The organism is Rothia nasimurium (assembly GCF_014217215.1).
In the GTDB taxonomy this organism is placed as follows: domain Bacteria; phylum Actinomycetota; class Actinomycetes; order Actinomycetales; family Micrococcaceae; genus Rothia; species Rothia avistercoris.
Genome location: NZ_CP056080.1, coordinates 1,269,325 through 1,295,274 on the forward strand (window position 1 = coordinate 1,269,325; position 25,950 = coordinate 1,295,274).

A 25,950-nucleotide genomic window follows, 5' to 3' on the forward strand; every position below is an offset into this window, starting at 1 on the left:
TCAGGGGTGCCCCACACTGTTACTACAACCGTATGTTATTTTTCGATTGAGTCAGCCTTGTGGCCGTCAACCTCATGTGCACCATGGTGCTCATGGTGAGCTGCTTCGAGCTCAGCAGGAGTTACGGCAACTACGCGGTCTTCGAACCAGATCTTTGAGAGACCTGCGCGGGTCTTCTCGATCAGGCCAACCTTGCCCTTCTTGTTGGGCTGAGCCGGGATAGGCTCGGGTGACTCGAAGGAGACCAGTTCGTAGCGGCGGTATTCGTCGAGAGGCTTGTGAACCTCGATGAACTCACCGTGGGGGAGCTGGACGACCTTACCGGTTTCGATACCGTGCAGTACAAGCTCACGGTCCTTACGCTGCAGAGCCAGGCAGATGCGCTGGGTGATGAAGAAGCCGATGAGGGGACCGAATACGAAGGTAAAGCGGAGCCAGTAGGCAACGTCGTTCAGCGATACATGGAAGTGAGTTGCAATCAGGTCGGAGCTTGCCGCGATCATCAGGGATGCGTAACCAATGATGCCTGCTACACCCACACCGGTACGGAAGGGGGCGTTGCGGGGGCGATCCAGGATGTTGTGGACGCGGTTATCCTTGGTAACCCACTGCTCGATCCAGGGCCAGAAGACCATGGCCATCATGACTGAGCCAGCCATCAGAGCGAAGGGGAGAAGGACGCTCAGAACCCAGGTGCCACCAAGGAATTCGAATTCCCAGGGCCAGGGCCAGACGCCAGGCCACAGACGCAGGGCGCCGTCACCGAAGCCTACGTACCAGTCAGGCTGGGTACCGGCCTGTACCGGTGAGGGGTCGTAGGGGCCGTAGTTCCAAACCGCGTTGATAGTAAAGGTTGCGCCGAGGAAGGCGATGATACCGAACACGATGAAGAAGAAACCGCCAGCCTTGGCTGCGTAGACGGGGCCTACGGGGAAGCCAACGACGTTGTTCTCGGTGCGGCCGGGGCCGGGGTACTGGGTGTGCTTGTGCAGTACAACCATAAACATGTGAATAGCCACGAGCAGCAGAAGCATCGCGGGGATAATCATGATGTGCAGGGTGTAGAGGCGACCAATCACAGCCGTACCGGGGAACTCGCCGCCGAAGAAGAAGAGCGAGATGTAGGTACCAACCAGCGGGATTGACTTGAAAATACCGTCAATAATACGCAGACCGTTACCTGAGAGTACGTCATCGGGCAGTGAGTAGCCGGTGAATCCAGCCAGAATACCGATGATGAGCAGGGTACAACCAACAACCCAGTTCAGTTCACGAGGACGGCGGAAAGCGCCGGTGAAGAAGACGCGCAGCATGTGCACGGTCATCGCCATCATGAACATCAGAGCTGCCCAGTGGTGAATCTGACGCATCAGCAGACCACCGCGGACGTCAAAGGAGATGTCCAGGGTAGAGGCGTAGGCAGCAGACATGTGGGTGCCCTTCATGGGAACGTAGGAACCATCGTAGGTTACCGACACCATGGTGGGGTTGAAGAAGAAGGTGAGGAAGGTACCTGAGATGATCAGAATAACCAGGCTATAGAGCGCAACTTCACCGAACATGAATGACCAGTGGTCGGGGAAGATTTTGCGACCGAATTCCTTGATGATGCCTGAAGCACCAACACGCTGATCTACGTAGTGGGCGATACGACCGGTTGAGGTCTTTGCCTTGTAATCAGACTGCATTGAAGTCGACATTATGCTTCACCTGCCATTTCCTTGATGTGCTTTGCACGCTCCCAGTAGCCGGGGCCAACGGGCTCGTGGAAGTCGCTCTGGGCGACCAGGTAGCCTTCGGAGTCAACTGCGATGGGCAGCTGGGGCAGGGCGTGGCCTGCGGGGCCGAAGATAACCTTGCACTCTTCTGCCGCGTCAAAAGTTGACTGGTGGCAGGGGCAGAGCAGATGGTGGGTGCGCTGCTCGTACAGAGCGATGGGGCAGCCTACGTGGGTGCAAACCTTGGAGTAGGCGTAGATGCCGTCAACGTTCCAGTTTTCGCGACCGGGGGTAACCTTCTTGATGTCAGCGGGATCCAGACGCATGAGCAGTACAACTGCCTTGGCCTTTTCCTCGAGGTAGCCGTTCTCGTGGGTCAGGCTAGAGAGGGTTTCGGGCAGGACGTGGTAGGCAGAGCCCAGAGTAACGTCGGCAGCCTTAATGGGGGTGCCGGAGGGGTCGCGCACGAGGCGGACGCCTTCGTCCCACAGGGTGTACTTGAGTACTGAGGGGTCTGCGGGGCCCAGGTCACGGAACAGGGTGACGAAGGTCAGGGGAGCGAGGATGACGGAACCGATGAGGGTGTTACGAAGAAGCGGGCGACGCTTGATGCCTGATTCTTCGATGATGGTTTCAACGATTTCCTGAGCCTCTGCACGGTCCTCTTCAGAGGTAACCGCGTGACGCTCTTCGACCATTTCGTGGTCGGGCATGAGTGAGCGTGCCCAGTGGACGATACCGATACCGATACCGAACATGGCAAAAGCGATGCCGAGACCCAGCAGAAGGTTCTGCAGACGAAGCATGTTGTTTGCTTCGGGGTTCATGACATCGTAGAAGTTGCCGCTTACCTCTACACCGAAGTAGCCAATCCAGAAAAGCAGGGAGCCCAGCATGGAGATGACGAATAGCAGAACTACCTGTCGCTCGGCACCCTTAGCTTTTTTGGAATCGACGTCGGTGAGTCGGGGAGCATGCGGGGGAAGTCCGGGGTTAGCGAACTTCTCCTGACTTGCCTCTTGAGAGGTAACTACGGCAGCCTTTTCATGTGCGCCGTCACTATGGTTTCCCATGTGTTGCCTCAAATCTTCCTTGGTACGAAATTTATGTGTGTGCGTGAGCTTATGCAGCTCGTGAAGTCAGCCAGAGGGTGAATGCAATGACGATAACCAGGCCGAGGGTCCAGATCAGAAGACCTTCAGACACGGGGCCGAGTGAGCCAAGCTTGAAACCACCAACAGATGCGTTAACTTCCTGTGACTTCAGGTAAGTAATGACATCGCGCTTTTCTTCGGGGGTGATGTTTGCGTCATTAAAGACGGGCATGTTCTGCGGGCCAGTTTCCATAGCCTCGTAGATGTGCTTCTCTGAAACACCCATCAGGGTAGGAGCAAACTTACCGCGGGTAAGAGCACCACCAACGCCAGCAGCGTTGTGGCACATAGCGCAGTTTGCGAGGAATACCTTTGCGCCGTTGGCTGCATCGCCCTTGGAAACATCGAGGTACTCTTCTTCGGGGATGGTGGGGCCTGCACCGAGTGATGCAACGTAGGCTGCGAGCTGCTTAGTCTGCTCATCGTTGAACTGGCCGGGCTTCAGCTGAGCCTGAACGCCCTGCATCTGCATGGGCATGCGGCCGGTGCCTACCTGGAAGTCAACAGCAGCAGCGCCAACACCAATGAGTGCGGGGCCGTCTACTGAGCCTTCTGCGTTAGTACCGTGGCAGGTTGCACAGTTGGCCAGAAAGAGTTTCTGGCCTTCTGAGATGTCTTCTGCAGTGTAGGTGGTGCTTGTAGCGGCTTGAGCCTCGTTAGTAGCCGTGGCAACTGCGTAGAGGCCACCAGATAGGAGGAGGGCAAGGGCAAGCAACACGAGAGCTGCGAGCGGATGACGTCGCTTTTGAGAAAGTGCTTTCACGTCGTTGTTCCTTTGTGTGTGTGCTAGTTGGTTTACTTTTAGCGGTTACCGGTTACTTGAGGAAGTAGACGATAAGGAACAGGGCGATCCAGACGACGTCTACGAAGTGCCAGTAGTAAGAAACAACGATTGCTGAGGTTGCTTCGTAGTGACCGAAACGCTTAGCAACATAGGCACGGCCGATGATCAGCAGGAAGGCGATCAGGCCGCCGGTTACGTGGAGTGCGTGGAAACCGGTGGTGATGTAGAAAGCTGAGCCGTAAGCACTTGACGCGATAGTCATACCTTCAGCTACAAGGTTTGCGTATTCGTAAGCCTGGACGGAAACGAAGAACGCACCCATGATGAAGGTGAGCAGGAACCACTCAACCATGCCCCATTCACGGACATTGAAGAGGGAACCGGTGCGGCGGGGCTTGAGCTGCTCAGCCTTGAAAACACCAAACTGGCAGGTAACGGAGCTCAGCACCAGCACGATGGTGTTGGCGAGAGCGAGAGGGACTTCAAGCAGCGGGGTGTTCTCAGCCCAAATGTCGGGGCGAGAAGCGCGCAGAGTGAAGTACATTGCGAACAGGCCGGCGAAGAACATGAGCTCTGAGGCAAGCCAAACGACGGTGCCAACAGACACCTGGTTGGGTCGATTCAGAGCGGCATGTGCCGACTTACTTGGGGTATGGGTTGCAGTTGTCACATAGACATTATGTCTGTAAAAGTGCCCGTGAACCAATAGGTAAGGGGGTTTGCTAGGAGGTGTGTTGTAAATCCTGCATATCTTCCCCCTAATCTAGGGGTTTTTACTGCAGGCTTGGCGACACGTTGTGTGTAAAACTTGCGTAACCCAAATATCAATTGCCCTGATGCGAAAAGTCTCTCCGGCGTCCGTCTCATGAGCTCGCCCGGGAACTAAAAGAACCGTAGAATGTGAGCCATGACAGGCACCATCACGTGGAAACTCATTCTCAATCAACTCGTAGCCCAGCATGACCTCTCGTCAGACCAGATTAACTGGGCCATGCAAGACATCATGGCAGGATCAACCCCGGAAGCTATTATCGGAGCTTTCCTGGTTGGACTTCATGTTAAAGGTGAAACTCCTGAAGAACTTGCCGCACTAGCGCAAGGCATGCTTGACAAGGCGGAACACATAGAGGTCACCCGAGATGCTGTAGACATTGTGGGTACCGGGGGAGACCAGCAGAATACCGTCAATATTTCCACTATGGCCTCACTGGTGATTGCGGGTGCGGGTGTGCCCGTCATTAAGCACGGCAACAGGGCCTCTTCATCATCAAGTGGAAGTGCAGATGTACTGGCTGAGCTAGGTATAAATCTAAACCTAAACATTAAAGATGTAGCAGGTGCGGTGGATGCTGCGGGCATCACCTTCCTGTTTGCCCAGGTGTTCCACCCCTCCATGCGACACGTAGCACCTGCCCGCCGCTCCATCGGCGTACCTACAGCCTTCAACTACCTCGGCCCCATGACCAACCCTGCTCGGGTCCGGGCTTCAGCCATCGGTGTAGCAGACCCCGAGATGGCCGAGAAAATCGCCGCCGTTTTCGCTTCCCGCGGCGACCACGCCCTAATTTTCCGCGGGAATGACGGCCTAGACGAAATTACCATCACCGGTGAGTCGCAAGTTTGGGAAACCTTCAATGGGGGAGTTGAGCACCATTCACTAACCCCCACCGATTTTGGTATTGAATGCGCCAGCCTGGACGATCTACGCGGGGGAGATCCCCAGCATAACGCCCAGGTTGTTCACCAGGTTCTCGACGGCACTCCCGGTCCAATCCTCAACGCGGTTTTGCTGAATGCTGCAGCAGGCTTGACTGCTTACCGCCCGGTTAACAACAGGCCTTTCGCAGAGCGCTTTGAGGAAGCCCTGCAGGACGCTCGCCAATCAGTAGAATCAGGTAAAGCTAAGGCTGTGCTTGAACGTTGGATTGCTTACAGCAACAGTAAATAACAGTAAAAAGGTGTGGCCCCAGAAAGTCTGGGGCCACACCTTTTTAGAGTCTGTCTACATCAAGAAATTTAGGCCTTGCGGCGTACCAGGACAAGGATAAGACGCCAACCCACCAGGAAAACAAGGAGGGTAAGAGCTGAGACAAGAACAAAAGCAGTTGCGGCAGTATCACCAAAGGAGAGGCGCAGGCCAAGCCCAAGCACCAGGGTGCTGACCCACATCATAAAACCTTCGAGCAAAAGGGGAAGCTGCCGCCTGGAGCTCACGGCCCACACACCAAGATGGCCAGCACAGGCGGCCAGCAAGAAAGGTGCGGCGGTGGCTAATAGCTGGGATAGCGGTTCCTGGTGGCTGGTGAGCCCGATGGTAATAAAAAGAAGGACGAGGGTCAGGTCAACCAGGGCACGGATGGGCTGGGAAAAATATTTACCTGAATCAACTGAACTGAGCATAGTTTTACTCTAACGCAGGAGCGCTAAGCTCAGCAGCTGCGGGGGTACCCGAGCGAGTGTAGGGGAGTATTTTTAGCTTAACTTTACATAATGTATATTATCGGCTTTATAGAATACATTGCTGAGATGGTCAAATCTCCTTATATCTCACGTAATGACTAGCACAGCGAAACAGCATCAGGAAGAATAGATAAGTACTAACACACACCGACCTGTGGGAGGTACACATGATTGATTGGTTCGCTCAGAACCTCTGGGCTTTCTGGCTCACCGCTGGTATTGTTCTAGCCATTATCGAGATTTTGATGCTCGACTTCGTCTTTCTGATGATGGCCCTAGCTGCCCTGTCGGCAACACTGAGCACCACTTTCCTCGATTCTTTTGCTGCGCAGGTTGTTCTCTTTGCGATTGTTAGTATCGCCCTTCTCTTGGGGCTCCGCCCGCCGCTTATCAAGCGTTTCCATCAAAGCTCACCCAATATCGCAATGAACTCCGACGGTCTGGTTGGCCAGGATGCCCTTGTAACCCAAACCGTCACCGATCAGACCGGTCTTGCCCGTATCGCCGGTGATACCTGGACGGCCCGCCCTGAAAGCAGCCAGTTGGTTCTCCCTGAAGGGTCAACAGCAACCGTCGTGGCTATCCGTGGCGCAACCGCCTACCTAGCTCCTCACACTGCAAAATAACCTTTAACTTAAAGATTAAGGTCGTAACCAATGACAGCTTCAACCATCACCACAACCATCCTGCTTACAGCCCTCGTCCTTTTGGTGCTCATCACCCTGCTCAAGGCTGTGCGCATTATTCCTCAGGCCCGCGCTGGCATTGTCGAGCGTCTGGGTAAGTACCACACCACCCTCAACCCCGGCTTCCACGTCACCGTTCCCTTTATCGACCGCGTCCTGCCCCTCATTGACCTGCGTGAACAGGTCGTGTCCTTCCCCGCCCAGTCTGTCATCACCGAAGATAACCTGGTCGTCGGTATCGATACCGTGGTCTACTTCCAGGTGACCGACCCCAAAGCAGCGACCTACGAAATCACCAACTACATCCAGGCTGTAGATGAACTTACCAGCGCTACCCTGCGCAACGTCGTCGGTGGTCTCAACCTAGAAGAAACCCTGATCTCCCGCGATCAGATTAACAGCGAGCTGCGAGGGGTTCTCGACAGCACCACCGGCCGCTGGGGTATCCGCGTCTCCCGCGTCGATATCAAGGAAATTCAGCCTCCGCACTCCATCCAGGACTCCATGGAAAAGCAGATGCGAGCCGAGCGGGACCGCCGAGCCGCTATTCTAACCGCTGAAGGCCAGAAGCAGTCCCAGATTCTAACCGCCGAAGGTGACTCTCGCGCTGCGATTCTACGAGCTGAAGGTGAAAAGCAGTCCCAGATTCTAACCGCTGAGGGCGACGCTAAGGCAGCTATCCTGCGTGCTGACGGTGAAGCCCAGGCTATCCAGAAGGTCTTCCACGCAATCCACGCCTCGAACCCCAGCCAGAAGCTACTGACCTACCAGTACCTGCAGACCCTGCCCAAGCTGGCCGAGGGCGATGCCAACAAACTCTGGTTCATTCCCACCGAGCTCGGTGATGCCCTGCGCGGTATCGGTAACGCTTTCTCACCCCTGGGTAACGAGGGCGCACCTGAGACCGAGGAAGAGTCTGCCCCTGCGACTCCCCCGTCCTCGCCCCTGGTCGACACCCCGGTGATCCGCGTGACCCCTGAAGACCTCAACCCCAACCTCGACAAGCTCGATAGCGGCGTTGAAATCCCTCAGGAGGGCGAGCTCCCTACCGGCGAATCAGCTGAGGGCACAGCCGCTCACGCCCCCGGCGCCTAAAGGTTATAATAGGTATTTGGTCTGCACGGTACTTTCACCTTTGAGGGCCAATACCCTGCAACCATTTCAGTCACCGTTTATGGAGGAAGAAAATGAGCGATCGCAGCCTGCGCGGTATGCGCCTGGGTTCACAGTCAATGGAAACCGAATCAGGCGTGGAGCCGGCTCCCCGGCAGCGTGTGGAGTACCGCACCGAAGACGGTGAACGAGTCTTCGTTACCTTCGCGCAGGAAGCTGAGATTCCCGCAACCTGGACTGCTAAGTCCGGTAAGGAAGCCTTCTTGGTTTCTGGCGACGGCAAGGTTGAAGAGAATGCTGAAAAGCCTGTTCGTACCCACTGGGACATGCTCCTGGAGCGCCGCAGCGTTGAAGAACTCGAAGAGACCCTGCAGCAGCGTCTTGAGATTTACCGGGAGCGTCACGCCCTCTAGGCTAGCCCCGGAAGTAAAGGGCCCCGCCAGTTATCTGGCGGGGCCCTTTGTGTATCAGCTGGTATTACTTCTTGATGAGGGAGCGGACGCGTTCTGCTCGGGCGGTCAGGCCCCAGCGGGTTACCTTGGTCATGGAGTCAACGATGATGTTGCCATTCATCTTGGAGCTGCCGATTTCACGCTCTACAAAGGTGATGGGTACTTCTACAATTTTCAGGCCGGCCTGCTCGGATCGCCAGGCCAAATCGACCTGGAAGACATAGCCCTTGGAGTCAATGCCTTCGAGGTTAAGCTTCTGCAGGGCTTCGCGGCGGTAGGCGCGGTAGCCCGCGGTGATGTCTTTGACCTTGGTGCCCAGAATCAGGCGGGTATAAAGGTTGGCGCCGCGGGAAAGGATCTGGCGGTGCAGGGGCCAGTTTTTGGTTTTGCCGCCGGGTACGTAGCGGGAACCGATAGCCAGGTCGGCTCCACCTTCGATAGCCTGCAGGAGCAGGGGCAGCTGTTCGGGTTGGTGGGAGCAGTCGGCGTCCATCTCGACAAGTACGTCGTAGCCAGCTTCTAGGCCCCAGTCGAAGCCTGCCAGGTAGGCACCGCCCAGGCCGTCCTTGACGGTGCGGTGGAGGACGTTGATGTGGCTGTCTTCTGCTGCCATGGAGTCGGCGAGCTGGCCGGTGCCGTCGGGGCTGTTGTCGTCGACGACGAGGATGTCGCAGTCGGGCACGGCTGCGCGCAGGCGCTCTACTACGACGGGAAGGTTTTCCTTCTCATTGTAGGTAGGAATCACGGTTAGTACTCGCATGCGGTCTCCTTGTCATGGCCCATCCGAATCGTGGGACGGCGTGTAAACCAGTTTTTCATTATATAGGGTGCAGGTGCCCGAGTGTGTATCGCGGGCCTGGGTCTGAGGTGACGCCTAGCCCACTTTGTGGCCGTTGCGGTACAGGCTGACCAGCTTGGGGCGGGGTACGTCGGGGGCCAGGACGGGAAGCAGCGGGGTTCGGGCGCGTGGGTCGGTGCTCCAGGCGGCAATGCGGCTGTCGGGGGTCTGCACGATGAGTTCGGTGATGGTCCAGAGGGCGCAGTGGGCGGGGGCTCCGGGCACGAGCTGGCCGGTGAAGGGGTTGGGGGCGGTCGCGGCGCGGTAGACAGCGCGGGTGCAGGCGGCAAAGGCTGCGCGAGCCGATACTGCTTGTTCTGTCTGTGCCGGATTGACGGCCGCGTTTACCAGTTCCCAGCCCAATAGTGAGGGCCGGATACCGGGGTCTGACCCTAGGGTAACTGCTGCCCCCGCCGCCAGGGCCCGGCCAAAGGCTTCACCCGCGCGGTCGAAGTCGCCTGAGAAACCGAGGGTGACCTGTAGGTTTTTGGCTTGGTCGAGGTCGCCTTCGGCTAGCTCGGTGATCCCTTCCAGGCTGGGGCTGATCCGCAGACGGGTGAGCCCATCAAGAGGTGCCAGGTGAGCCAGGTACTCCCCTACCTGAGACTCATCGGTGACCACCAGCATCAGTTGCAGACGCTTTTCTGCCAGCGAAGCCAGTAACTGTGAGCTAAGCTCTCCCGGGGATGAGACAAAGATACCGCGGACGCCGGCGGGTAGCTCTCTGCCTCCACCAAGGCTGCCTGCGGGGAGATAGTAGTCAGCAGCTACCGCAGGGTGCACTGCCGGGAGCTCCTGCGCGAAATCGGTGAGTAGCAGGCGGGCATAACCGTAGCCAGCTGCCGCTAGCTCATCGAGCAGGGCGGGAGCGTCCGCCCCCGTCGTAGAAGCCGCCGCCAGGGCAAAGCTGGGGGTGACCAGGCGTCCGCCCAGCTCCTGCACGGTCATGGAGGAATCCGCAATGGAGCGGGCACCGGCGTCCTGCCCCACCCATTCCACCTGACCCTCGTTCATAACCAGGGCGGTAGCAAAGGGGTCAGCGGAGCTGTAGACAGAGCCATCGAGCATGACAGTTGCGGGCATCATTGCCGTCCTTTCAAAATACTGACAGTAAAACAGACTAAAGCTGGGTTGCTACCACGCCGCGGCGCAGCAGGTTGATAGCGGCCTCGCACTGGGTGCGTAGCTGGGGGTCAGACGATGCCACGTGGGCAATCTGGTCAAGGCTGTCGATGACCTGTTTGGTCCAGCGCACGAAGTCGCCAGCGGCCAGGTCGGTACTATCGATTGCCTGGGCAAGGCTCTTGCCCCGCGCCCACTTATAGACGGGCCAGACCATACCGAAGTCAGGCGAGGCAGTCTGCGGTAGCCGGTGGAGTTTTTCGGCGTCGTTGAGCTTATTCCAGTGCTTCAGCACGGTCATCAGCGCCCCCTCAACCCCGTGACCGGGGTAGCGAGATAGCAGACCCAACTCATCGCGCTTAGCCTCATAGACCAGGGCTGAGACCACCGCAGCGGTAGAAGCCGGGTCAAGGCCCTGCAAGAAGCCGTCCTCAAGGCAGAGGGAGGTCAGCAGGTCCTTCTCACCGTAAACCCGACGCAGGGAGGCACCCCGGGCGGTGAGCACGCGACGCCCCTCCACCGTCTCAACGTAACCGTAGCTAGCCAGCAGCTGGGTAATACGCTCAAAGACCTGGGCGATAGTGTTGGTACGGCGCTCAATCTGACGGCGCAAACCGTCGGTATCGCGCGACAGGCGGTACCAGCGCTCAGCCCACCGGGCATGATTCTCGCGGTCAGAGCACCCGTGGCAGGGGTGGTTACGCAGGGCCCGGCGTAGCTCTTCAATCTTCTGTTCGTCCCCGCGCTCGCGCTCGTTGAAGTACTTCTTCTGAGACCCCGAGCGGGCAGGAAGCCCCTGATAGAGGGCCTCACGCATACGAGAGGCCATATCCCGGCGGTCCTTGGAGGTCTTACCTGTGAACTTCTTCGACACCTTAATCTTCGAAACCGGCAGAACCGGCCCATCGAAGTCGCGGGGGTCAAGGCGGCGCAGCTGCGCCGCCATCGTCAGAATGGACGGGCGCGGGTCGTCCAGAGACTCGGCCCTGGCCAGCACCACGGCGGGGCCCGCATTACGGCCCCGGGGGATTTCGATGATATCGCCGGGCAGCAGGTCAAGGACGGACGCCACCGCCTGGGACTGCCGCAGACGACTACGGCCCTTCTCGGCCTTTTTCTCAAGATCAGAAAGGTCACGGCGGATGCGGGCGTACTCGGTAAAATCACCCAGATGGCAGGTCATCGCCTCTTCAAAACCTGCCAGAGCCTTTTCGTTCTTCCTCACCCGAGAAGCTACCCCCACCACCGACCTATCGGCCTGGAACTGGGCAAAGGAGCTTTCCAGAATCTTCTTGGTGCGTTCAGTGCCAAACTGGGCAATCAGGTTGGCGCTCATATTGTAGGTGGGTTTGAAGGAAGAATTGAGAGGGTAGGTACGCTTCGAGGCCAGGCCAGCTACCTGCTGGGGCTCTAGACCGGGGCGCCACATGACCACAGCGTGCCCCTCAACGTCGATACCGCGGCGGCCCGCGCGTCCGGTCAGCTGGGTGTACTCCCCCGGCGTGATATCCACGTGGGTCTCACCGTTGAACTTGGTGAGCTTCTCTAGCACCACCGACCGGGCCGGCATATTGATGCCCAGCGCCAAGGTCTCGGTCGCAAAGACCATGCGAATCAGCCCCTCAGAGAAGAGGGTCTCAACAACCTCTTTGAAGACCGGCAGCAGACCCGCATGGTGGGCCGCTACACCCCGCATCAGGCCTTCACGCCACTCGTAAAAACCGAGTACCGCCAGATCACTGGTCTCGAGGCTAGCGGTAGCCTCAGCGATATAGGACCGAATAGCCTGGGCCTCAGCCTCGGTCGTCAGGCGAATGTCGGCATCGATACACTGCGACACCGCAGCATCGCAGCCCACCCGCGAGAAAATAAAACAGATACCGGGCAGCAGACCCGCCTTATCGAGGGATCGAATCATCTCTGGGCGGCTAATGCGCTGGGGGCGGACGGGCGCGCTCGCCTCGTCCGCGCTGCTGCGGCGCTCGCGGTCATAGCCCTGGGACTGGTAGCCCTGGTTGCGACTACGTTTGCCTTTGCCCAGCCGGGAGAAGGACTTACCGCCAGGGCCCCGCGAGGGGCGGGGGCGGCGTCCGACCCGCACCAGCTCTGGATTGACCTCAGGCAGGTCGGTGGCGGCTGCGGCGTCCTCGACAGTGGTATCACCAGCGAAGAGGTCCATAAGGTGGTGGCCCACCATCACGTGTTGCCAGAGGGGAACTGGGCGGTGTTCAGAAACGATAATGTCGGTCTGCCCGCGCACGGTATCGAGCCAGGCACCGAACTCCTCAGCGTTAGAGATAGTGGCCGATAGGGCGATGACAGAGATCGATTCGGGCAGGTGAATAATGCACTCTTCCCACACCGCGCCGCGGGAGCGGTCAGCCAGGTAGTGCACCTCGTCCATCACTACATAGCCCAGGTTGGTCAGAGTGGCGGAATCTGCATAGAGCATGTTGCGAAGCACCTCGGTGGTCATCACGACCACGGGGGCTTCGGAGTTGATGGAGGTGTCGCCGGTCAGCAACCCCACGGCGTCCTCACCGTAGGCTGCCACCAGGTCGTTGTACTTCTGGTTACTCAGGGCCTTGATCGGGGTGGTGTAGAACGCCTTTTTGCCCTGCGATAGGGCCAGGTAGATAGCGAACTCCCCCACGATTGTCTTGCCCGCCCCGGTGGGGGCAGCAACCAGCACACCCCGTCCGTCCTCAACCGAGGTGCAGGCCCGGCGCTGGAAGTCATCCAGGTCAAAGCTCAGGGTCTGCTCAAAGCGGTAGAGGGCGGTCTTTGAGAAGGTGGCGCGTTCTTTGGCGCGCAGGTACTGTTCAGCGTAGCTAGCCATATGTCTAATCTTAGGCGGTAGATTTCGGCCAGAGGCACCCCGCAGTCAGCTTTCGTTCCAGCGCGAACAAAAAACCGCCCCGGCACGGTCTGCCGGGGCGGGAAAGTTTTAGGAGCGACCAAGCTGGTCGAGTTCTTCTAGGCTGGTGGCTCGGTTGAGTTCGTCGTCGGTGAGTCCCTCTGCGAGCTTGGCGTTGCGGCGGTCGCGACGCTTATCGTTGAGCATGGCAATACCGATAGCAACGAAGAAGAAGAAAATCAGGGGCAGCATGAGGTAAAGCATGGACATGATGTCGTTACCGGGTGCAGCCATAGCTGCGAGCAGGGCTACGAGCACGACTACCCAGCGCCAGGACTTGAGAATGGTTTTGCCGCGAATTAGGCCGATGAAGTTAAGGCCAACCAAGATAACGGGCAGTACGAAGGCGATACCGAAGACCAGCAGGAATTTAACCACGAAGCTGACGTAGACGTCGGCGGTGAAGAGGTTGGTTGCCCCGTCAGGGCTGAACATGGTCAGGGTACGGACGGCGGTGGGTAGTACCCACCAGGCCAGGACAGTTCCGAAAAGGAACATGGGGATAGCCGTAAAGGTGAAGCCCAAGGTGTAGAGCTTCTCCTTGCGGTACAGGGCTGGGGTGATGAAGGCCCAGAGCTGGTAGAGCCAGACAGGGCTTGCAATGACCAGACCGATGTAGAGGGAGATGCGCACCATCTGGTCGAAGGGAGATGTTGCGGTGGAATAGTTCAGGGCAGCGGTGCGGCCAGCTTCGGTGTTGATAGCGTAGACCGGAGCACTGATGGCATTCATAAAAGGCTCATAGAGAAAAAACCCACCAATAGCGCAGATAAAGGTAGCAACAGCCGCTTTAATCAGGCGGTTGCGGAATTCGCGAAAGTGCTCGCCGAGGGCCATGGTGGCCTGGGGGTTATTCTTTCGGCTGGTTGATTTAGCCATGGGTGCCTTCTACTGAAACTCTGGGAGCCCATAAACCCGCGCCCTGGGTGGCCAGGGCACGGGTCGGGCGGTTAACTCACGAACGCTCTGGGGGGGTGAGAACTTAGTTCTGTGAGCCCTTGTTCTGATCGGTGGTGGTGGGGTTGTTGATGACCTCACCGGAAACGACGGAGCCGTTGGTGTCGCCGTTTGCTTCGTTGTTCTTCTTAGAGTCGTTCTTCAGGCCGTCAACTTCTGACTTGAAGATACGCATGGACTGGCCGAGGCTGCGGGCCATGCCGGGGAGCTTGGGGGCACCGAAGAGCAGGATGATGATGATAAGGAGGATGATGAGATGGACGGGGCCGAGGTTACCGAGCACGAGCGTCACCTTTCTTGAAGACGTTTAAGGTCTCCGACGAGTTGGGGCTGTCCGAGTTCGTCGCGGCGCTGAGAGCGACGGCGAGCTCGGTCGAGCGTTCGAGTGTTCTTGCCCTGGATGTAGTCTGCGTACGCGGTTCCTACCGGGGTGAAAAGAGCCGGTTGCGGTTCTTCTCTGAGGGGCTGGGCGTGGTTGGCCTGCCCCAGTGCATCTGTAATGCTGGACTCCCAGTCTTGAGCGGCATCGAGTGCCCCTAAGGCTTTGCGGAAGACGCGGTATAGCAGCCAGGCTAGAAGGCAGAGCGAGCTCACTACGAGCACGGTCCACAAAACGATCCAAAACCACCAAGGCATAGTGACAATTATATATCCCAAGCGGCTTTAGTTTTGAGAATATTTTGCTGTGGGCTTGCACCGATTCTGCTGGGATATGGGTGGGTAATGTGCTGGGGCAGTTGTTCGTGGCCGCTAGTCACCCACTAGCTCTAGTAGGTCTTGCCGCAGGTGGGTGGGGGTGAGCAGGTGGGCGGTCGGGCCCAGGTCTATCAGCAAGTTGAGGGCCCAGGCGGTGTGGGCGACCGGTATTTTGTAGAAGGTCACACCGTTTTCTTCGGCTGTTTCAAGGGCGTAGCGGCAGAGGGTGCTGTGGGTTTTTTCGCGCTGGGCTACTGGCAGGCTTTTAGCGACTGCCAGAATCATGGTTTCGGCAGCAACCTTGCCGCTGGTCAGCTGGGTAAGCCAGTTGCGAGGGCTCACGGGGGCGGACGCTCCCTCCCCCGCTTCGGTTCCGGGCGGCGTCAGTCGGGTGAATCTATCGCCCTCTACCGCGGCCATACTCAATATCTGGTCGAGCCTAAAGTGCCGCACCTGCCTGCTCAACCGGCACCAGGCTTGCAGGTAGCGAGGCCCATTATCAACGATGAGGGCAAGCGGTTCAATAACGCGGCGGGAGACAGACCGGTGGGAGCTGTAGGTGATATCGAGGGGAATCTGCTGATCAAGAGCCCGCTGTACTAGGGGGTCAAGGTCGGCCCGATAGACTCCCACCCGTTCAGGCATGGGCGCAACCTCGGGTAGGTTCCCGGTAGCGACCGAGGCCCATACCTTCTGGCGCAGGTGGCTGTAAAAGGACTCTGTATCGAGGCTGGCCGACAGGTCGAGAGCCAGGCTCAGCGCCAGGGCTTCTGTTTCAGTCAGAGACACGCCGCGGGTCAGCACCTGCTGCCCCCGCAGGGTCACAAACCCTGCCGAGTTAATGTCTAGATCTAAGGACTCAAACCCAACGCTGCTGGCTAAGCCTTCTAGCTGGGTACGGGCCTTCTGCTCCGTCGTTGAAAAGAAATCTGCCAGGGTGGCAAGGGGTAGGCCCCCGGTACTCTCGATCAGGGACACCATGAGTAGAAGCCTCATGAGCTGGTCTGAAGCACTTTCACGGGCCCGCTGAGCTACCACGGGTTTCCAGGCTTTAGTCCGGGTAGGAGCAGCGATATTGGGCGCCGGGGCGTGCCAGGCCCGCAGCTCCTGCCGTAGTCTTTCCTCTTCATCAGCGACCTTCTGTTGGTAAGCCCCCACCACGCCAGGAACTGATGTGCCCTCCGGGAGCCGGTGGGTGCGTCCGCCCCTCATCGCCTGCAGGGCAGACTCCACCACCCCGTAGGACGGAGCCAGCTGCACCCTATCCTCCCCCTTCCCGGGCAACAGGGGTACAGTGGCTACCTGCGGAACCTGGTCTGGTTCAAGGGCAGCTAGCTCCCGCACCATCGAAAAAGAGGCGGGAGGCTGCTGCCCCTCCACAGCCAGAACAGACAAACCCGCCGCCCGATCAAGCCTAAAAATACGCTGCCCCTGACGGGCCCTATCCCAGCCAACCAGGTACCAGTGACCAAACCGCAGCCCCAGGCCCCAGCAGGCAACCGTGCGCACCTCGTCCCTACCGGCATAGCGAAAACTCACGCCCTTACCCTCAGCCACCGCTGCCAGGCACTCGGCAACCCCGGGAACCGTAGTAAATCGGGCAGGCTCCCCCAGCTCACCACCAAGACGCTGGCCCACGCTCGCCCCCACCTTGAGCAGGGCAGCACGAGCCAGCCGCTCCACCTCGGCACCCTCCCAGGCCCGCGCACAGTGGCTCAGCACCACCACATCCAGGGCAGAAAAATCAGCCACCGCCTGCGACCTAGTCTCCAGCCGATACACAAAACCCAGCCGAGAACGATCAGCCCGCTCAGCCACCAGCTCAACACCCAGGGCCCGCAAGACCTGCTTATCGCGCTCAAACATACGCTCAAAAGCAACGTCGGTAGCTGCCTGATCATAACCCGGCACCCGCTGGCGCACAGCATCCCGATCCAGCCCCCAAGGGGCAGACGAGAGCACATCAAGTAAGGCAGCAGCACGTTCAACAGCTTTAGAAGTCACATACATAAAGATAGCCCCCGGCTCTTTCGAACCGGGGGCCAAACACGCGCAGGCACAAGCCCGCAGCGAGAATTAACGCTTAATGACGTCTACCAGATCAACCACGAAAATCAGTGATTCGTTAGGGCCAATAGCAGAACCGGCACCGCGGGAACCGTAAGCCATCTCGCTGGGAATCTCCAGGCGACGGCGGCCGCCCACCTTCATACCCAGCAGGCCCTCGTCCCAGCCACGAATAACCATACCGACACCAACCTGGAAACGCAGGGGCTCACCGCGACCCCAGGAAGAATCAAACTCTTCACCGGTGGAGAAAGCTACACCCACGTAGTGGGCTGACACGGTATCGCCAGCCCCAACGACCTCGCCAGCACCCTCAATCTCATCAATGATGATGAGCTCTTCGGGGGTGCCGCCTTCGGGAAAATCAATTTCAGGCTTGCTACGGTCGAGATTACGCTGACCAAATGACATGAGGTTTTACCTTTTCTAATCGAGTGATAACAGAGGGCTTATTCGCTGGCTGAGGCGGTAGCTTCAGCGCTCGCAGACTCAGAAGCAGATTCGGTAGCGGTTGCGCTGGCATCTGCGGTTGCAGTTGCGGACGCGTCGGCTGAAGCGCTAGGAGAAGTAGCTGCGGTGCGGGTGGGTGAGGAGCCCAGGATGTCTACCACGAAGACCAGGGCGCCTTCGGGAGCACCGCTGGTGGCGGCATCTTCACCGTAGGCTAGCTCGCTGGGGATTACCAGCAGGACGCGGGAACCGACGGTCTTGCCTTCCAGGCCCTGCTTCCAGCCCTCGATGACGCCGTTCAGGGAAAGAGCGGTGGGGGTAGCACCAAAGTTGCTATCGAACTGGGTACCGTCTGACCAGGTCACACCAACGTAGTTAACATAGACGGTATCGTCTGCCTTAACAGCAGCACCGCTGCCAGTAATCAGGTCTTCGGTGTAGAGCTCAGTGGGGGCATCGCCGCGGTCAGCTGACAGGGTCAGGGTAGCAGTGCCGTCATCCGCTACGGAGAAGCTTTCCAGGGCGGATGACTTCTTCTCATTTTCGGTGCCCTCAGCACTCTTGAGCAGCTTACCTGAGACGGTGTAGACCTCAACATTGGTAGCGGTACCCGCTGAAACGGTGGGGGTTGCTTCAGCAGTTGAAGTGGATTCGGTGTCAATGTTGGTGGAGTAAGAGAAAGACATGCCGACCTTTGAGCCGACCAGAATGTCATAGAGTTCAGGAGCAGCATTCTTGAGGTCCTCACCCACAGGGATAATCATGGGTGCATCGGTGTAGGTGGTGCCCAGTGATGAGCCATCTGCGCCGTTGAAAACGGTGGCATCAACGAGTAGGCTGTCGCCGTCCTCGATGGTGGCGCCGTCGCCGTCCTCAATCTTGTGGGCTTCGGTGCCGTTAGCTGCGAAGGGGGTTGCAAAGGAAAGCGAGGGCTCGGCGGTTGCCCCGTTCATGGAGTACTCAACGTCAGCGAGGCTACTACCGTCGCCGCTACCACCGCAGGCGGAAAGAAGGAGGGCGAGCACTGCGCTGCTGGATGCGAAAAGGGCTGATTTTTTCTTCACTGGTTTCACTTTCGTTGATGTTACGTTCGGCTGAGGAACGCTTTTCTTCACCGCGTACATACTAGCGGATAGAGCTGGGTTGGTACTGGGCAATTCGCCCTATAGCCTAAATGAAGGGCGGCGACCAGGTGTCTGATGGAGCAGGGCTGAGAGTAGCCAGGAGGTCTTCCATCGCCGCGTTTTCTGTGGCGAAGGGATCCTTGCACATGACGGTTAGGTGGGGCTTGTTGTTGAGTTTCAGGTGCACCCAGTCCACGGTGAAGGGCTCCCCGGCGTTGCGGGCGGCACTGATGAAGCGGCCGCGCAGGGAGGCTCGGGTGGCAGGCGGGTGTACGGTGGCGTGGGCAATATCATCGTGGCTGACCAGGTTCTTGGCCAGACCCTTGCGGGTGAGCAGGCCAAAGACACCGCGGGTGGGGTCTATATCGTGGTAGGCCAGATCAAGCTGCTGGATTTTGGGGTCGTCGTAGCCGCTGGCTCCGCGGGCGATGTAGGTATCGAGCAGCTTCTTTTTGATGGCCCAGTCGATTTCGGTATCGATCTGGGAGGTATCGCCGCTTTCCACCGCGTCCAGGGCCCGGCCCCAGAGATCCAGGATGTAGGGCACGTCCTCGTGGTGGGCCCCCTTCTCTTCGATGTAGCGGGTGGCGGCCACCTGGTAGTGACGTTGCAGGGTTAGGGCGTTGGCTTCACGGCCGTCCGCCAAGGGGAAGGTGGCTGTGCCGGTCAGGTCGTGGGAGATGACGCGCAGGGCGGTGGCGGTGTCTTTGATTTCGAAGTTCTCGAGGGGGTAGTAGTCCTCAAGCATGCGAAGCACCAGGTCGGTGGCTCCGAGTTTGAGCAGGGTGGTGGCTTGCGACATGTTGGAGTCCCCGTTAATCACGTGCATACGACGGTAGAGCGAGGCGTCGGCGTGGGGCTCATCGCGGGTGTTGATGATGGGGCGGGCCCGGGTGGTGGCTGTTGATGAGCCCTCCCAGATGTAGTCGGCGCGCTGGGAGAAGGAGAAGCTGGGCTGCCCCTCTGGCCCGAGCGGACGTCCGCCCCACTGCGGGGGCCCTGCAGGGTGTACCTTACCCGCCCCCACCACAATCTGGCGGGTAATCAGGAAGGGAATTAGGGAGCGGACCAGGCGGGAGAACTCCACCTTGCGCTCAAGCATGTAGTTCTCGTGGGACCCGAAAGAGTTGCCCGCCGAGTCAACATTGTTTTTGAAGAGGAAAATCTGCCCCTGATAGCCCTCTGCTTCGAGGGAATCTTCTGCCTGGTTGACCAGGTCATTGAGCAGGTACTCCCCCGCCTTGTCCTGGATCAAGGCATCGCGGACCGAGGCGGTCTCGGCGGTGGCGTATTCGGGGTGGGATCCCACATCGAGGTAGAGTCGCCCGCCGTTGGGCAGGAAGACGTTGGAGGAACGCCAGGTGTCTACCACCGGCTTAAAGAGCTTGCGGGCGGCCTCTTCTGGGGCCAGGGGGCCAAGCCCTTTCGGGATGTATCTGATGCCGAACTCGGTTTCGATGCCGAATATTCTGCGTTCCACGGGTCTTCCTTAGGCGTTGGGGCGAATGCTGGCTGCTTGTGAGGGGCTGGTCCTACTGGCCGCCCTTTTGGACGAAGCCCTTGACGAAGTCTTCGGCGTTTTCTTCGAGCACGCCGTCGATTTCTGCCAGCAGGTCATCGATGTCTGATACTGCCTGCTCGTTCACCTCGGTGTTCTGGTGGGTGATGGCTACTTCTTCTACCTGCTGGGAGGTGGTTGAGGTGGTGTTCTGGCGCTGGATGCGGTCCATGATGTCTCTCTTTCTGTGGGGTATGAGGGCTAGCTGTTCTGCTGGCCGGCCAGTAGGGCAAAAAGCTGGTCTGCGTGCTCTAGCCCCAGATGGGGTTCAACGATTTCGGCGGTAAAGTGCTCGGGGTCATCCATGGTCAGGCGGTGCAGGTCGATGGAGAGCGGGTTGCGTACCGAGAGGGTGTCCCAGTTGGCCCCCACGACCTCGTCGGGCCAGGTGGTGATGAGCTTACCGCGCAAGTAGGCACGGGTATCGCGCGGTGGCTCGTCCGCAGCCCGGGCAATGTCTTCGGGGCTGAAGAGGGTCTTCATGCGGCCTAGGGCTACCAGCTTGTGGTACAGGCCCTTGCCGGGACGGACGTCCGAATACTGCAGGTCGATGGCGGCCAGCTTGGGGTTATCCCAGCTCAGGCCCCGGTCAACGTAACCCTTCAGTAGGGCGTACTTGGCAACCCAGTCCAGGCGGTCGGCAAGGGACAGGGGGTTATCTGCCAGAGCTTCCAGTACTTCTTCCCAAAGCTGCAGGATCTCAGCGGTCGCCTCGTCGGGATTGGTCTCTAGCGCGATGGCAGCATCGAGGTAGGCCCGCTGAATCTGCAGGGCGCTCATGCTACCCCCGCCCGCCAGGGGTAGCTGGGCGGTCAGAGTCAGGTCGTGGCTGACCGTGTGCATGGCAGCAACCGGGTCAGCCAGTTTGATGGCGGGAGCAGTTTTCGCCTCGATGAGGTTTAGCACCAGGGACATGGTGCCAAACTTGAGCAGGTTGGAGGTGTGCGATAGGTTAGCGTCACCGGTAATCACGTGCAGGCGGCGATAGCGGTTGCTGTCGGCGTGGGGCTCGTCGCGGGTGTTAATCAGCGGGCGGCGGACGGTGGTTTCCAGACCGACGGTACGCTCAAAGAAGTCAGCGCGCTGGGAAATCTGAAAACCTGCCTGCTCCCCCGTTGTACCCAAGCCCAGCCGTCCTGCCCCCACCATGACCTGGCGGGTGGCAAAGAAGGGCAGAAGGCTAGCTGCCAGGTACTCAAAATCGACGGTGCGGGGCACCAGATAGTTCTCGTGGGAACCGTAGGACTGGCCCTTGCCGTCCGTATTGTTCTTGTAGAGGTTAACCGCGGGCATAGCCGATCTCTGGCTAGCGGTCACCTGTTCAATGGTTGCTACGGTTTGTGCGGCGATGTGATCACCTGCCGCATCCCAGAGGACGGCGTCGCGCGGGTTAGTCACCTCGGGCGAGGAGTACTCGGGGTGGGCATGGTCCACGTAAAAACGGGCTCCGTTAGGCAGAATCGAGTTCATGGTGACCGCGTCCCAATCGATACGCTCGGCAAAATGCCCGGCCTCGCTCAGGGCTTCTGCTGCGATGTCTTCGCTGGTGAGCACATGGGCGGTATCGGTTAGCTGGGTGGGGTGGGCCTGCTCGCGCGGCATGTCGAAACCGCGAGCATCGGCTAACGGTGCTTCTGACCCGTACTCCCAGCGGGTTTCAAGGGCCGCTGAGAGCTCCTGCTTGAAAAGGGTGTCGTAGGTGTTGACCACAAAAGCAGAAAGCACCGTGGGGTTGGCGTGGGGCTTTGCCGGGGCGTGCACCCCGTACTCGGTCTCGGCCCCCATGATACGGCGAACAGTCATCGCTAGACCCCCGCTCCGGTATCGACGGCACGAGCCGGGGCTGCGTTGAGCACGCGTAGACGAATGTTGAGGGTAGAGAGGACGTCCTCAATTTCGCTGGCCTGGGGCACCTCGACCTGGTCCTCGAATTCTGCGCGCACGGCCTCAAGCAGGTGCTCGGTGCTGATACCCTCAGCCCCGGTAGACAGGTAAGACTTAATCGCCAGCTTCTTAGCCTGATCGACGATATTGCGGATCACAGCACCCGAGAGGAAGTCGCCCCTGAAGAGCCAGCGGCTCACGCCGTTCTCTAGATCAACGCTGATGTAGCGGTTTGCCGGCTCAGCGGAGAAGAGGTTCTCGATGACCGTCTCAATCATGCTGGCAACCGCCTGCTGCTGGGACCCAGCCCGTGCAACCTCAGCCTGACTAATCGGCAGGTCATCTGTCAGGTAAAGCCCAAAGATTTCGGCAGCGCCGGCACGGTTGGGGCGGTTAATGCGGATTTTCACGTCTAAACGCCCCGGTCGCAACACGGCCGGGTCAATCATGTCTTCTCGGTTGGTCGCACCAATCACAATGACGTTATCCAGGCTCTCAACCCCGTCGATCTCAGCCAGAAGCTGGGGCACGATGGTGGTTTCTACGTCCGAAGACCGGCCCGAACCGCGGGTGCGGAAGAGCGACTCCATCTCATCAAAGAAAACCACCACGGGGTGGCCCGCGCGTGCCTTGTCGCGGGCAGCAGAGAAGATATCGCGAATCTGTCGCTCGGTCTCACCCACATACTTATCCAGCAGCTCCGGGCCCTTGATGTTCAAGAAGTAGCCGGTCTTTTTACCATTCTCAGACCGCTCAGCAGCCCGTGCAGCCAGAGAGTTAGCCACAGCCTTAGCAATCAGGGTCTTACCGTTGCCGGGAGGGCCGTAGAGCAAGATACCCTTGGGCGGGGTGAGTCGGTACTGGCGGTAAATATCGGGGTGCAAGAAAGGTAGTTCAACGGCGTCCCTAATCAAATCAATCTGGTCACCCAGGCCACCGATATTGTCATAGGTAACATCGGGCACCTCTTCCAGTACCAGCTCCTGGGCATCGGTGTGGGGGACCAGGGATGTCACCATCTGAATACGCGAATCGTAGGTGACGGTATCTCCCACCCGCAGCTCGTCCGGGTCCAGTGCACCCGAAATACGGGCCACAGCCTTAGACTGATTGGGCAGGTCAACCACCAGGTGATCGTGATCGAGCACCTCCCGCACCGTCACCACATCACCGTAGCCCTCAAACCCCAGCGACACCACGGCCTGGGTCTGCTCGTTGAGCAGGACGGTCATACCCGGCTTCACCTGCGCAATCGGCAACAGGGGTGAGCAGGTGATACGCACCAGACGGCCGCCCAAGAGCACATCAAGATGCTCCTCAATCTCAGCCGGAGTCTTACCCTCGGCAAGATCCTGGTAGGTCATCGTCGCTCCGTGCACCCCCAGCACCAGGGCAGAATTCAGCGGCGGAGCCACCTCCTGAGCCAGCGCCATGCGTAAATGCTCAATCTCGTTCTTCGTCTTGGTCAGAGCCGTCACCAGCTTCTGGTTACGCTCGCCAGCCGCCCGCAACTGCCGATCCAGATTGCGGCGGTTATCGTTAGCAATATTGAGCTGCCGCAGAATACGCTCGTAATCTACCGACGAAACGGTTAAACGTTCACTCATGCTGGGGCACTTCTTTCTGGTGACGACTCACCGGGGAGTCAGAACCCCGCCACCCCAATCATCGGGTGGCGGGGCCATCATGGGGTTTTAGTTTTCGGAATCCTGGTCAGCCTGCGCTGCCTCAGCCTTCTGGGCGGCGGATGCGGCCTTTTCAGCCAGGTTCAGGGCATCGCGACCGGCCCGGCGGAGCTTACGGTCAGAGACATTGCGCTCGCCCAGGGCTGCAGGAGTCCAGGCGTTCATATCCTCTTCTGAGAAATTGGTCTTTGAGGCACGGCGCTTGGGGGCCAGACGCTCTGCCCCGTCAGCTAGACGGCGGGCGGTAATGAGGAAGCCGGTGTGGGCTACCATGCGGTGGTCGGGGCGCACTGCCAGGCCCTCAACGTGCCAGCCGCGCACCATGGTTTCGTGGGATTCGGGCTCGGTGAAACGGCCATCGGCGCGCAGGGCCTCAGCCACACGTGAGAGCTGGGTTACGGTTGCAACGTAGCAGATAATGACGCCGCCGGGTGCCAGGGCGGTGGCTACGGCATCCAGGCACTCCCAGGGGGCCAGCATGTCGAGCACGGCGCGGTCTACGCTACCGGGTTCTTCAACCTCACCCAGAGCTTCAGCCAAATCGCCCAGGGTCAGCGACCAGGCGGGGTGCTCCCCACCGAAGAAGGTCTCGATGTTGCCGCGGGCGATATCGGCAAATTCTTCTCGGCGTTCGAAAGAGCGCAGGTGGCCGCCGTCACCAACAGCCCGCAGAAGGGCGATAGAGAGGGCACCGGAACCGACGCCAGCTTCAATCACGCGGGCACCGGGGAAGATATCGGCCATGGCCACAATCTGGCCGGCGTCCTTGGGATAGACCACGGCAGCGCCGCGGGGCATAGAGAGCACAAAGTCCTTGTAGAGCGGGCGCAGGGCCTGGAACTTGAATCCCTCGGAGTTTTCAATCACGGTGCCCTCAACGTTGCCGATGAGCTCGCTGTGCTTAAAGAAACCGCGGTGAGAGTGGTATTCCCCGCCTTCAGCCAGGGTAATGGTGGTCATGCGTCCGCGCTCGTCGGTTAGCTGGACGCGTTCTCCCGGGCGGAAGGGGCCACGGCGGTTGACGCTACCGGTAGGGGTGCTCATAAGGTCAGATTTCTCTTTCGTTTTTGGTCTGGTTTCTTCTATTGTCTCAGAAAAGCGCGGTGGGGTCATTTAGATGAAGACGTGCCAGCGCCCACGGTGGCCAGCACCGCCTGGGTCATGGCCTGGGAGGTTACCAGACCTACGGGGGTGGCGGCGTCCATCACCACCCAGGTCAGGTTCTGCCCCCGCTGCTCTTCGGGCAGGCGGTAGTGGGCAAAGCCGCTGTACTCATCGAGGGTGTCGATGTAACCGGTCTGAATGCCCAGAGTGCGAGCTGCAAGGGGCTGGGCGATAGCGGCCAGGGGCTGCTGGTCAAGAGTGCCCTGCGAGGCAGCGAGCGTTGTAGGGTCAACAAGGGCAAGGGGACGCACGGACGATCCCTGCTGCTCTACCAGGAGAAGGTGGGATACGCCGTCCCAGCGCTGATGAGCGCCACCGATGCTGCTGTGCGGGTCAGCAAGCTGGGCGGGAACCATCAGGGCGGACGCCCGTAGGGGGTGGCGAGGGTCAGAATCCTGCGCGAGTTGTTTGAGGGAGTGGTTGGTACCGCTCCACAGATAAAAGGCCAGGGCAGCGGCCACCAGTAACACCCAGGGGGACCGCCACAGGCCGGTGAAGAGCAGGGTGCTAGCTAAGAGGGCAAGGAGCAGCAGGCCCGTATAGGCCGTCACCCGGGTTGCCACTGACCGGCGTCCTACCAGGATAAAGACGAGGGCTTCGAGGGCATAACCGCCGTCGAGGGGGAAGCCCGGTATCAGATTAAAAATACCGATAGCAAGGTTGACCTGGGCGGCCAGGGCGAAGCCAAAGAAGTCGGCAGAACCCGTCACCAGCCAGATAAGCTGGCACAGGGCCGCTACCGCAAAGTTCACCAGCGGGCCAGCCACCGACACCAGTAGCGAGGTAGCCGCCGAAGCGGTCTGCATCTTAGTCTGCCCGCCCCACATGTTCAGAGAGATGGACGAAATCCGCACCCCCCGGCCCCGGCCCACCGCAGCGTGCGCCAGTTCGTGGGCGAAGACTCCCAGCGCCAGGGCACCGGCAACCACACCGGCAGCAAGATAGCCCTGCACATCCGTTAAAGACCGCAATGATGCCAGGTTCATACCGTAACCCACCACGACCAAAGCCATGAGGGGGAACCAGGAGAGGCGCAGATATATTGGCGCCCCCGCGAAAGAACCAATCCGAAGACCCGGATGGGACGTCATACCTTTACCTCCTGAGCGCTACATCACCGG

The 25,950-nt window shown here is 59.3% G+C and carries 23 protein-coding genes; 4 read left to right on the plus strand and 19 right to left on the minus strand.

Annotation, left to right across the window (positions count from 1 at the left end):
* Nucleotides 1–35 precede the first annotated feature (35 nt).
* The 4 genes from HWU94_RS05960 to HWU94_RS05975 are packed head-to-tail and all read right to left on the minus strand — an operon-like array spanning nucleotide 36 to nucleotide 4,326.
* Nucleotides 36–1,700 (minus strand): ubiquinol-cytochrome c reductase cytochrome b subunit, encoded by a 1,665-nt coding sequence (locus HWU94_RS05960; protein WP_185172912.1) that lies wholly within the window; start codon nucleotides 1,698–1,700, stop codon nucleotides 36–38.
* The gene (locus HWU94_RS05965; protein ID WP_185172913.1) at nucleotides 1,700–2,791 is read right to left on the minus strand and encodes a ubiquinol-cytochrome c reductase iron-sulfur subunit; all 1,092 of its coding nucleotides are present in this window, start codon (nucleotides 2,789–2,791) and stop codon (nucleotides 1,700–1,702) included. The genes HWU94_RS05960 and HWU94_RS05965 overlap by 1 nt, the downstream gene beginning before the upstream one ends.
* 49 nt (nucleotides 2,792–2,840) lie before the next feature.
* A complete protein-coding gene (locus HWU94_RS05970) occupies nucleotides 2,841–3,635 on the minus strand; it encodes a c-type cytochrome (RefSeq protein WP_185172914.1) in 795 nt (264 codons plus the stop codon).
* Nucleotides 3,636–3,687: 52 nt separating this feature from the next.
* The gene (locus HWU94_RS05975; protein WP_185172915.1) at nucleotides 3,688–4,326 is read right to left on the minus strand and encodes a heme-copper oxidase subunit III; all 639 of its coding nucleotides are present in this window, start codon (nucleotides 4,324–4,326) and stop codon (nucleotides 3,688–3,690) included.
* A 237-nt stretch (nucleotides 4,327–4,563) separates the two neighbouring features.
* On the opposite strand from HWU94_RS05975, the gene trpD reads away from it, so the two are divergent.
* Nucleotides 4,564–5,604: an anthranilate phosphoribosyltransferase gene (trpD, locus tag HWU94_RS05980; RefSeq protein ID WP_185172916.1), complete on the plus strand. Its 1,041-nt coding sequence runs from the start codon at nucleotides 4,564–4,566 to the stop codon at nucleotides 5,602–5,604.
* A gap of 68 nt (nucleotides 5,605–5,672) precedes the next feature.
* Here trpD and HWU94_RS05985 read toward each other — a convergent pair whose 3' ends face one another.
* A complete protein-coding gene (locus tag HWU94_RS05985; protein ID WP_185172917.1) occupies nucleotides 5,673–6,056 on the minus strand; it encodes a DUF3054 domain-containing protein in 384 nt (127 codons plus the stop codon).
* Between the two features lie 227 nt (nucleotides 6,057–6,283).
* On the opposite strand from HWU94_RS05985, the gene HWU94_RS05990 reads away from it, so the two are divergent.
* From HWU94_RS05990 to HWU94_RS06000, 3 genes are all read left to right on the plus strand, one after another.
* A complete protein-coding gene (locus HWU94_RS05990) occupies nucleotides 6,284–6,742 on the plus strand; it encodes an NfeD family protein (protein WP_185172918.1) in 459 nt (152 codons plus the stop codon).
* Nucleotides 6,743–6,772: 30 nt separating this feature from the next.
* Nucleotides 6,773–7,897 carry an SPFH domain-containing protein gene (locus HWU94_RS05995; protein ID WP_185172919.1) on the plus strand — a complete coding sequence of 375 codons (1,125 nt, stop codon included), beginning with the start codon at nucleotides 6,773–6,775 and terminating at the stop codon, nucleotides 7,895–7,897.
* 92 nt (nucleotides 7,898–7,989) lie between these two features.
* Nucleotides 7,990–8,328: an RNA polymerase-binding protein RbpA gene (locus HWU94_RS06000; protein ID WP_135011868.1), complete on the plus strand. Its 339-nt coding sequence runs from the start codon at nucleotides 7,990–7,992 to the stop codon at nucleotides 8,326–8,328.
* A 64-nt stretch (nucleotides 8,329–8,392) separates the two neighbouring features.
* On the opposite strand, the gene HWU94_RS06005 is transcribed toward HWU94_RS06000, so the two are convergent.
* The 14 genes from HWU94_RS06005 to HWU94_RS06070 all read right to left on the minus strand — a co-directional run bounded on the left by HWU94_RS06005 (nucleotide 8,393) and on the right by HWU94_RS06070 (nucleotide 25,920).
* Nucleotides 8,393–9,127, minus strand: a complete 735-nt coding sequence (locus tag HWU94_RS06005; protein ID WP_185172920.1) for a polyprenol monophosphomannose synthase — start codon at nucleotides 9,125–9,127, stop codon at nucleotides 8,393–8,395.
* Nucleotides 9,128–9,241: 114 nt separating this feature from the next.
* Nucleotides 9,242–10,291 (minus strand): hypothetical protein, encoded by a 1,050-nt coding sequence (locus HWU94_RS06010; protein WP_185172921.1) that lies wholly within the window; start codon nucleotides 10,289–10,291, stop codon nucleotides 9,242–9,244.
* 34 nt (nucleotides 10,292–10,325) lie between these two features.
* Nucleotides 10,326–13,166 carry an RNA helicase gene (locus HWU94_RS06015; RefSeq protein ID WP_185172922.1) on the minus strand — a complete coding sequence of 947 codons (2,841 nt, stop codon included), beginning with the start codon at nucleotides 13,164–13,166 and terminating at the stop codon, nucleotides 10,326–10,328.
* Between the two features lie 108 nt (nucleotides 13,167–13,274).
* Nucleotides 13,275–14,123 (minus strand): twin-arginine translocase subunit TatC, encoded by an 849-nt coding sequence (gene tatC, locus HWU94_RS06020; protein WP_244955904.1) that lies wholly within the window; start codon nucleotides 14,121–14,123, stop codon nucleotides 13,275–13,277.
* A 103-nt stretch (nucleotides 14,124–14,226) separates the two neighbouring features.
* Complete coding sequence (gene tatA / locus HWU94_RS06025) at nucleotides 14,227–14,493, minus strand: Sec-independent protein translocase subunit TatA (protein WP_244955905.1); 267 nt, start codon at nucleotides 14,491–14,493, stop codon at nucleotides 14,227–14,229.
* Nucleotides 14,494–14,951: 458 nt separating this feature from the next.
* Nucleotides 14,952–16,901 (minus strand): YafY family protein, encoded by a 1,950-nt coding sequence (locus HWU94_RS06030; RefSeq protein WP_185172923.1) that lies wholly within the window; start codon nucleotides 16,899–16,901, stop codon nucleotides 14,952–14,954.
* Nucleotides 16,902–16,973: 72 nt separating this feature from the next.
* Nucleotides 16,974–17,375, minus strand: coding sequence for an FKBP-type peptidyl-prolyl cis-trans isomerase (locus tag HWU94_RS06035; protein WP_185172924.1), 402 nt, complete (start codon nucleotides 17,373–17,375; stop codon nucleotides 16,974–16,976).
* 38 nt (nucleotides 17,376–17,413) lie between these two features.
* Complete coding sequence (locus tag HWU94_RS06040; RefSeq protein ID WP_244955906.1) at nucleotides 17,414–18,478, minus strand: FKBP-type peptidyl-prolyl cis-trans isomerase; 1,065 nt, start codon at nucleotides 18,476–18,478, stop codon at nucleotides 17,414–17,416.
* A gap of 106 nt (nucleotides 18,479–18,584) precedes the next feature.
* Nucleotides 18,585–20,018 carry a Pup--protein ligase gene (gene pafA / locus HWU94_RS06045; RefSeq protein ID WP_185172925.1) on the minus strand — a complete coding sequence of 478 codons (1,434 nt, stop codon included), beginning with the start codon at nucleotides 20,016–20,018 and terminating at the stop codon, nucleotides 18,585–18,587.
* Nucleotides 20,019–20,070: 52 nt separating this feature from the next.
* A complete protein-coding gene (locus tag HWU94_RS06050; RefSeq protein ID WP_185172926.1) occupies nucleotides 20,071–20,268 on the minus strand; it encodes a ubiquitin-like protein Pup in 198 nt (65 codons plus the stop codon).
* 29 nt (nucleotides 20,269–20,297) lie between these two features.
* Nucleotides 20,298–21,899 (minus strand): depupylase/deamidase Dop, encoded by a 1,602-nt coding sequence (dop, locus tag HWU94_RS06055; RefSeq protein WP_185172927.1) that lies wholly within the window; start codon nucleotides 21,897–21,899, stop codon nucleotides 20,298–20,300.
* 2 nt (nucleotides 21,900–21,901) lie between these two features.
* Nucleotides 21,902–23,587: a proteasome ATPase gene (gene arc / locus HWU94_RS06060; RefSeq protein WP_185172928.1), complete on the minus strand. Its 1,686-nt coding sequence runs from the start codon at nucleotides 23,585–23,587 to the stop codon at nucleotides 21,902–21,904.
* Between the two features lie 87 nt (nucleotides 23,588–23,674).
* Nucleotides 23,675–24,709 (minus strand): tRNA (adenine-N1)-methyltransferase, encoded by a 1,035-nt coding sequence (locus tag HWU94_RS06065; protein ID WP_185172929.1) that lies wholly within the window; start codon nucleotides 24,707–24,709, stop codon nucleotides 23,675–23,677.
* 65 nt (nucleotides 24,710–24,774) lie between these two features.
* Nucleotides 24,775–25,920, minus strand: a complete 1,146-nt coding sequence (locus HWU94_RS06070) for a site-2 protease family protein (RefSeq protein ID WP_185172930.1) — start codon at nucleotides 25,918–25,920, stop codon at nucleotides 24,775–24,777.
* Between the last annotated feature and the right edge of the window lie 30 nt (nucleotides 25,921–25,950).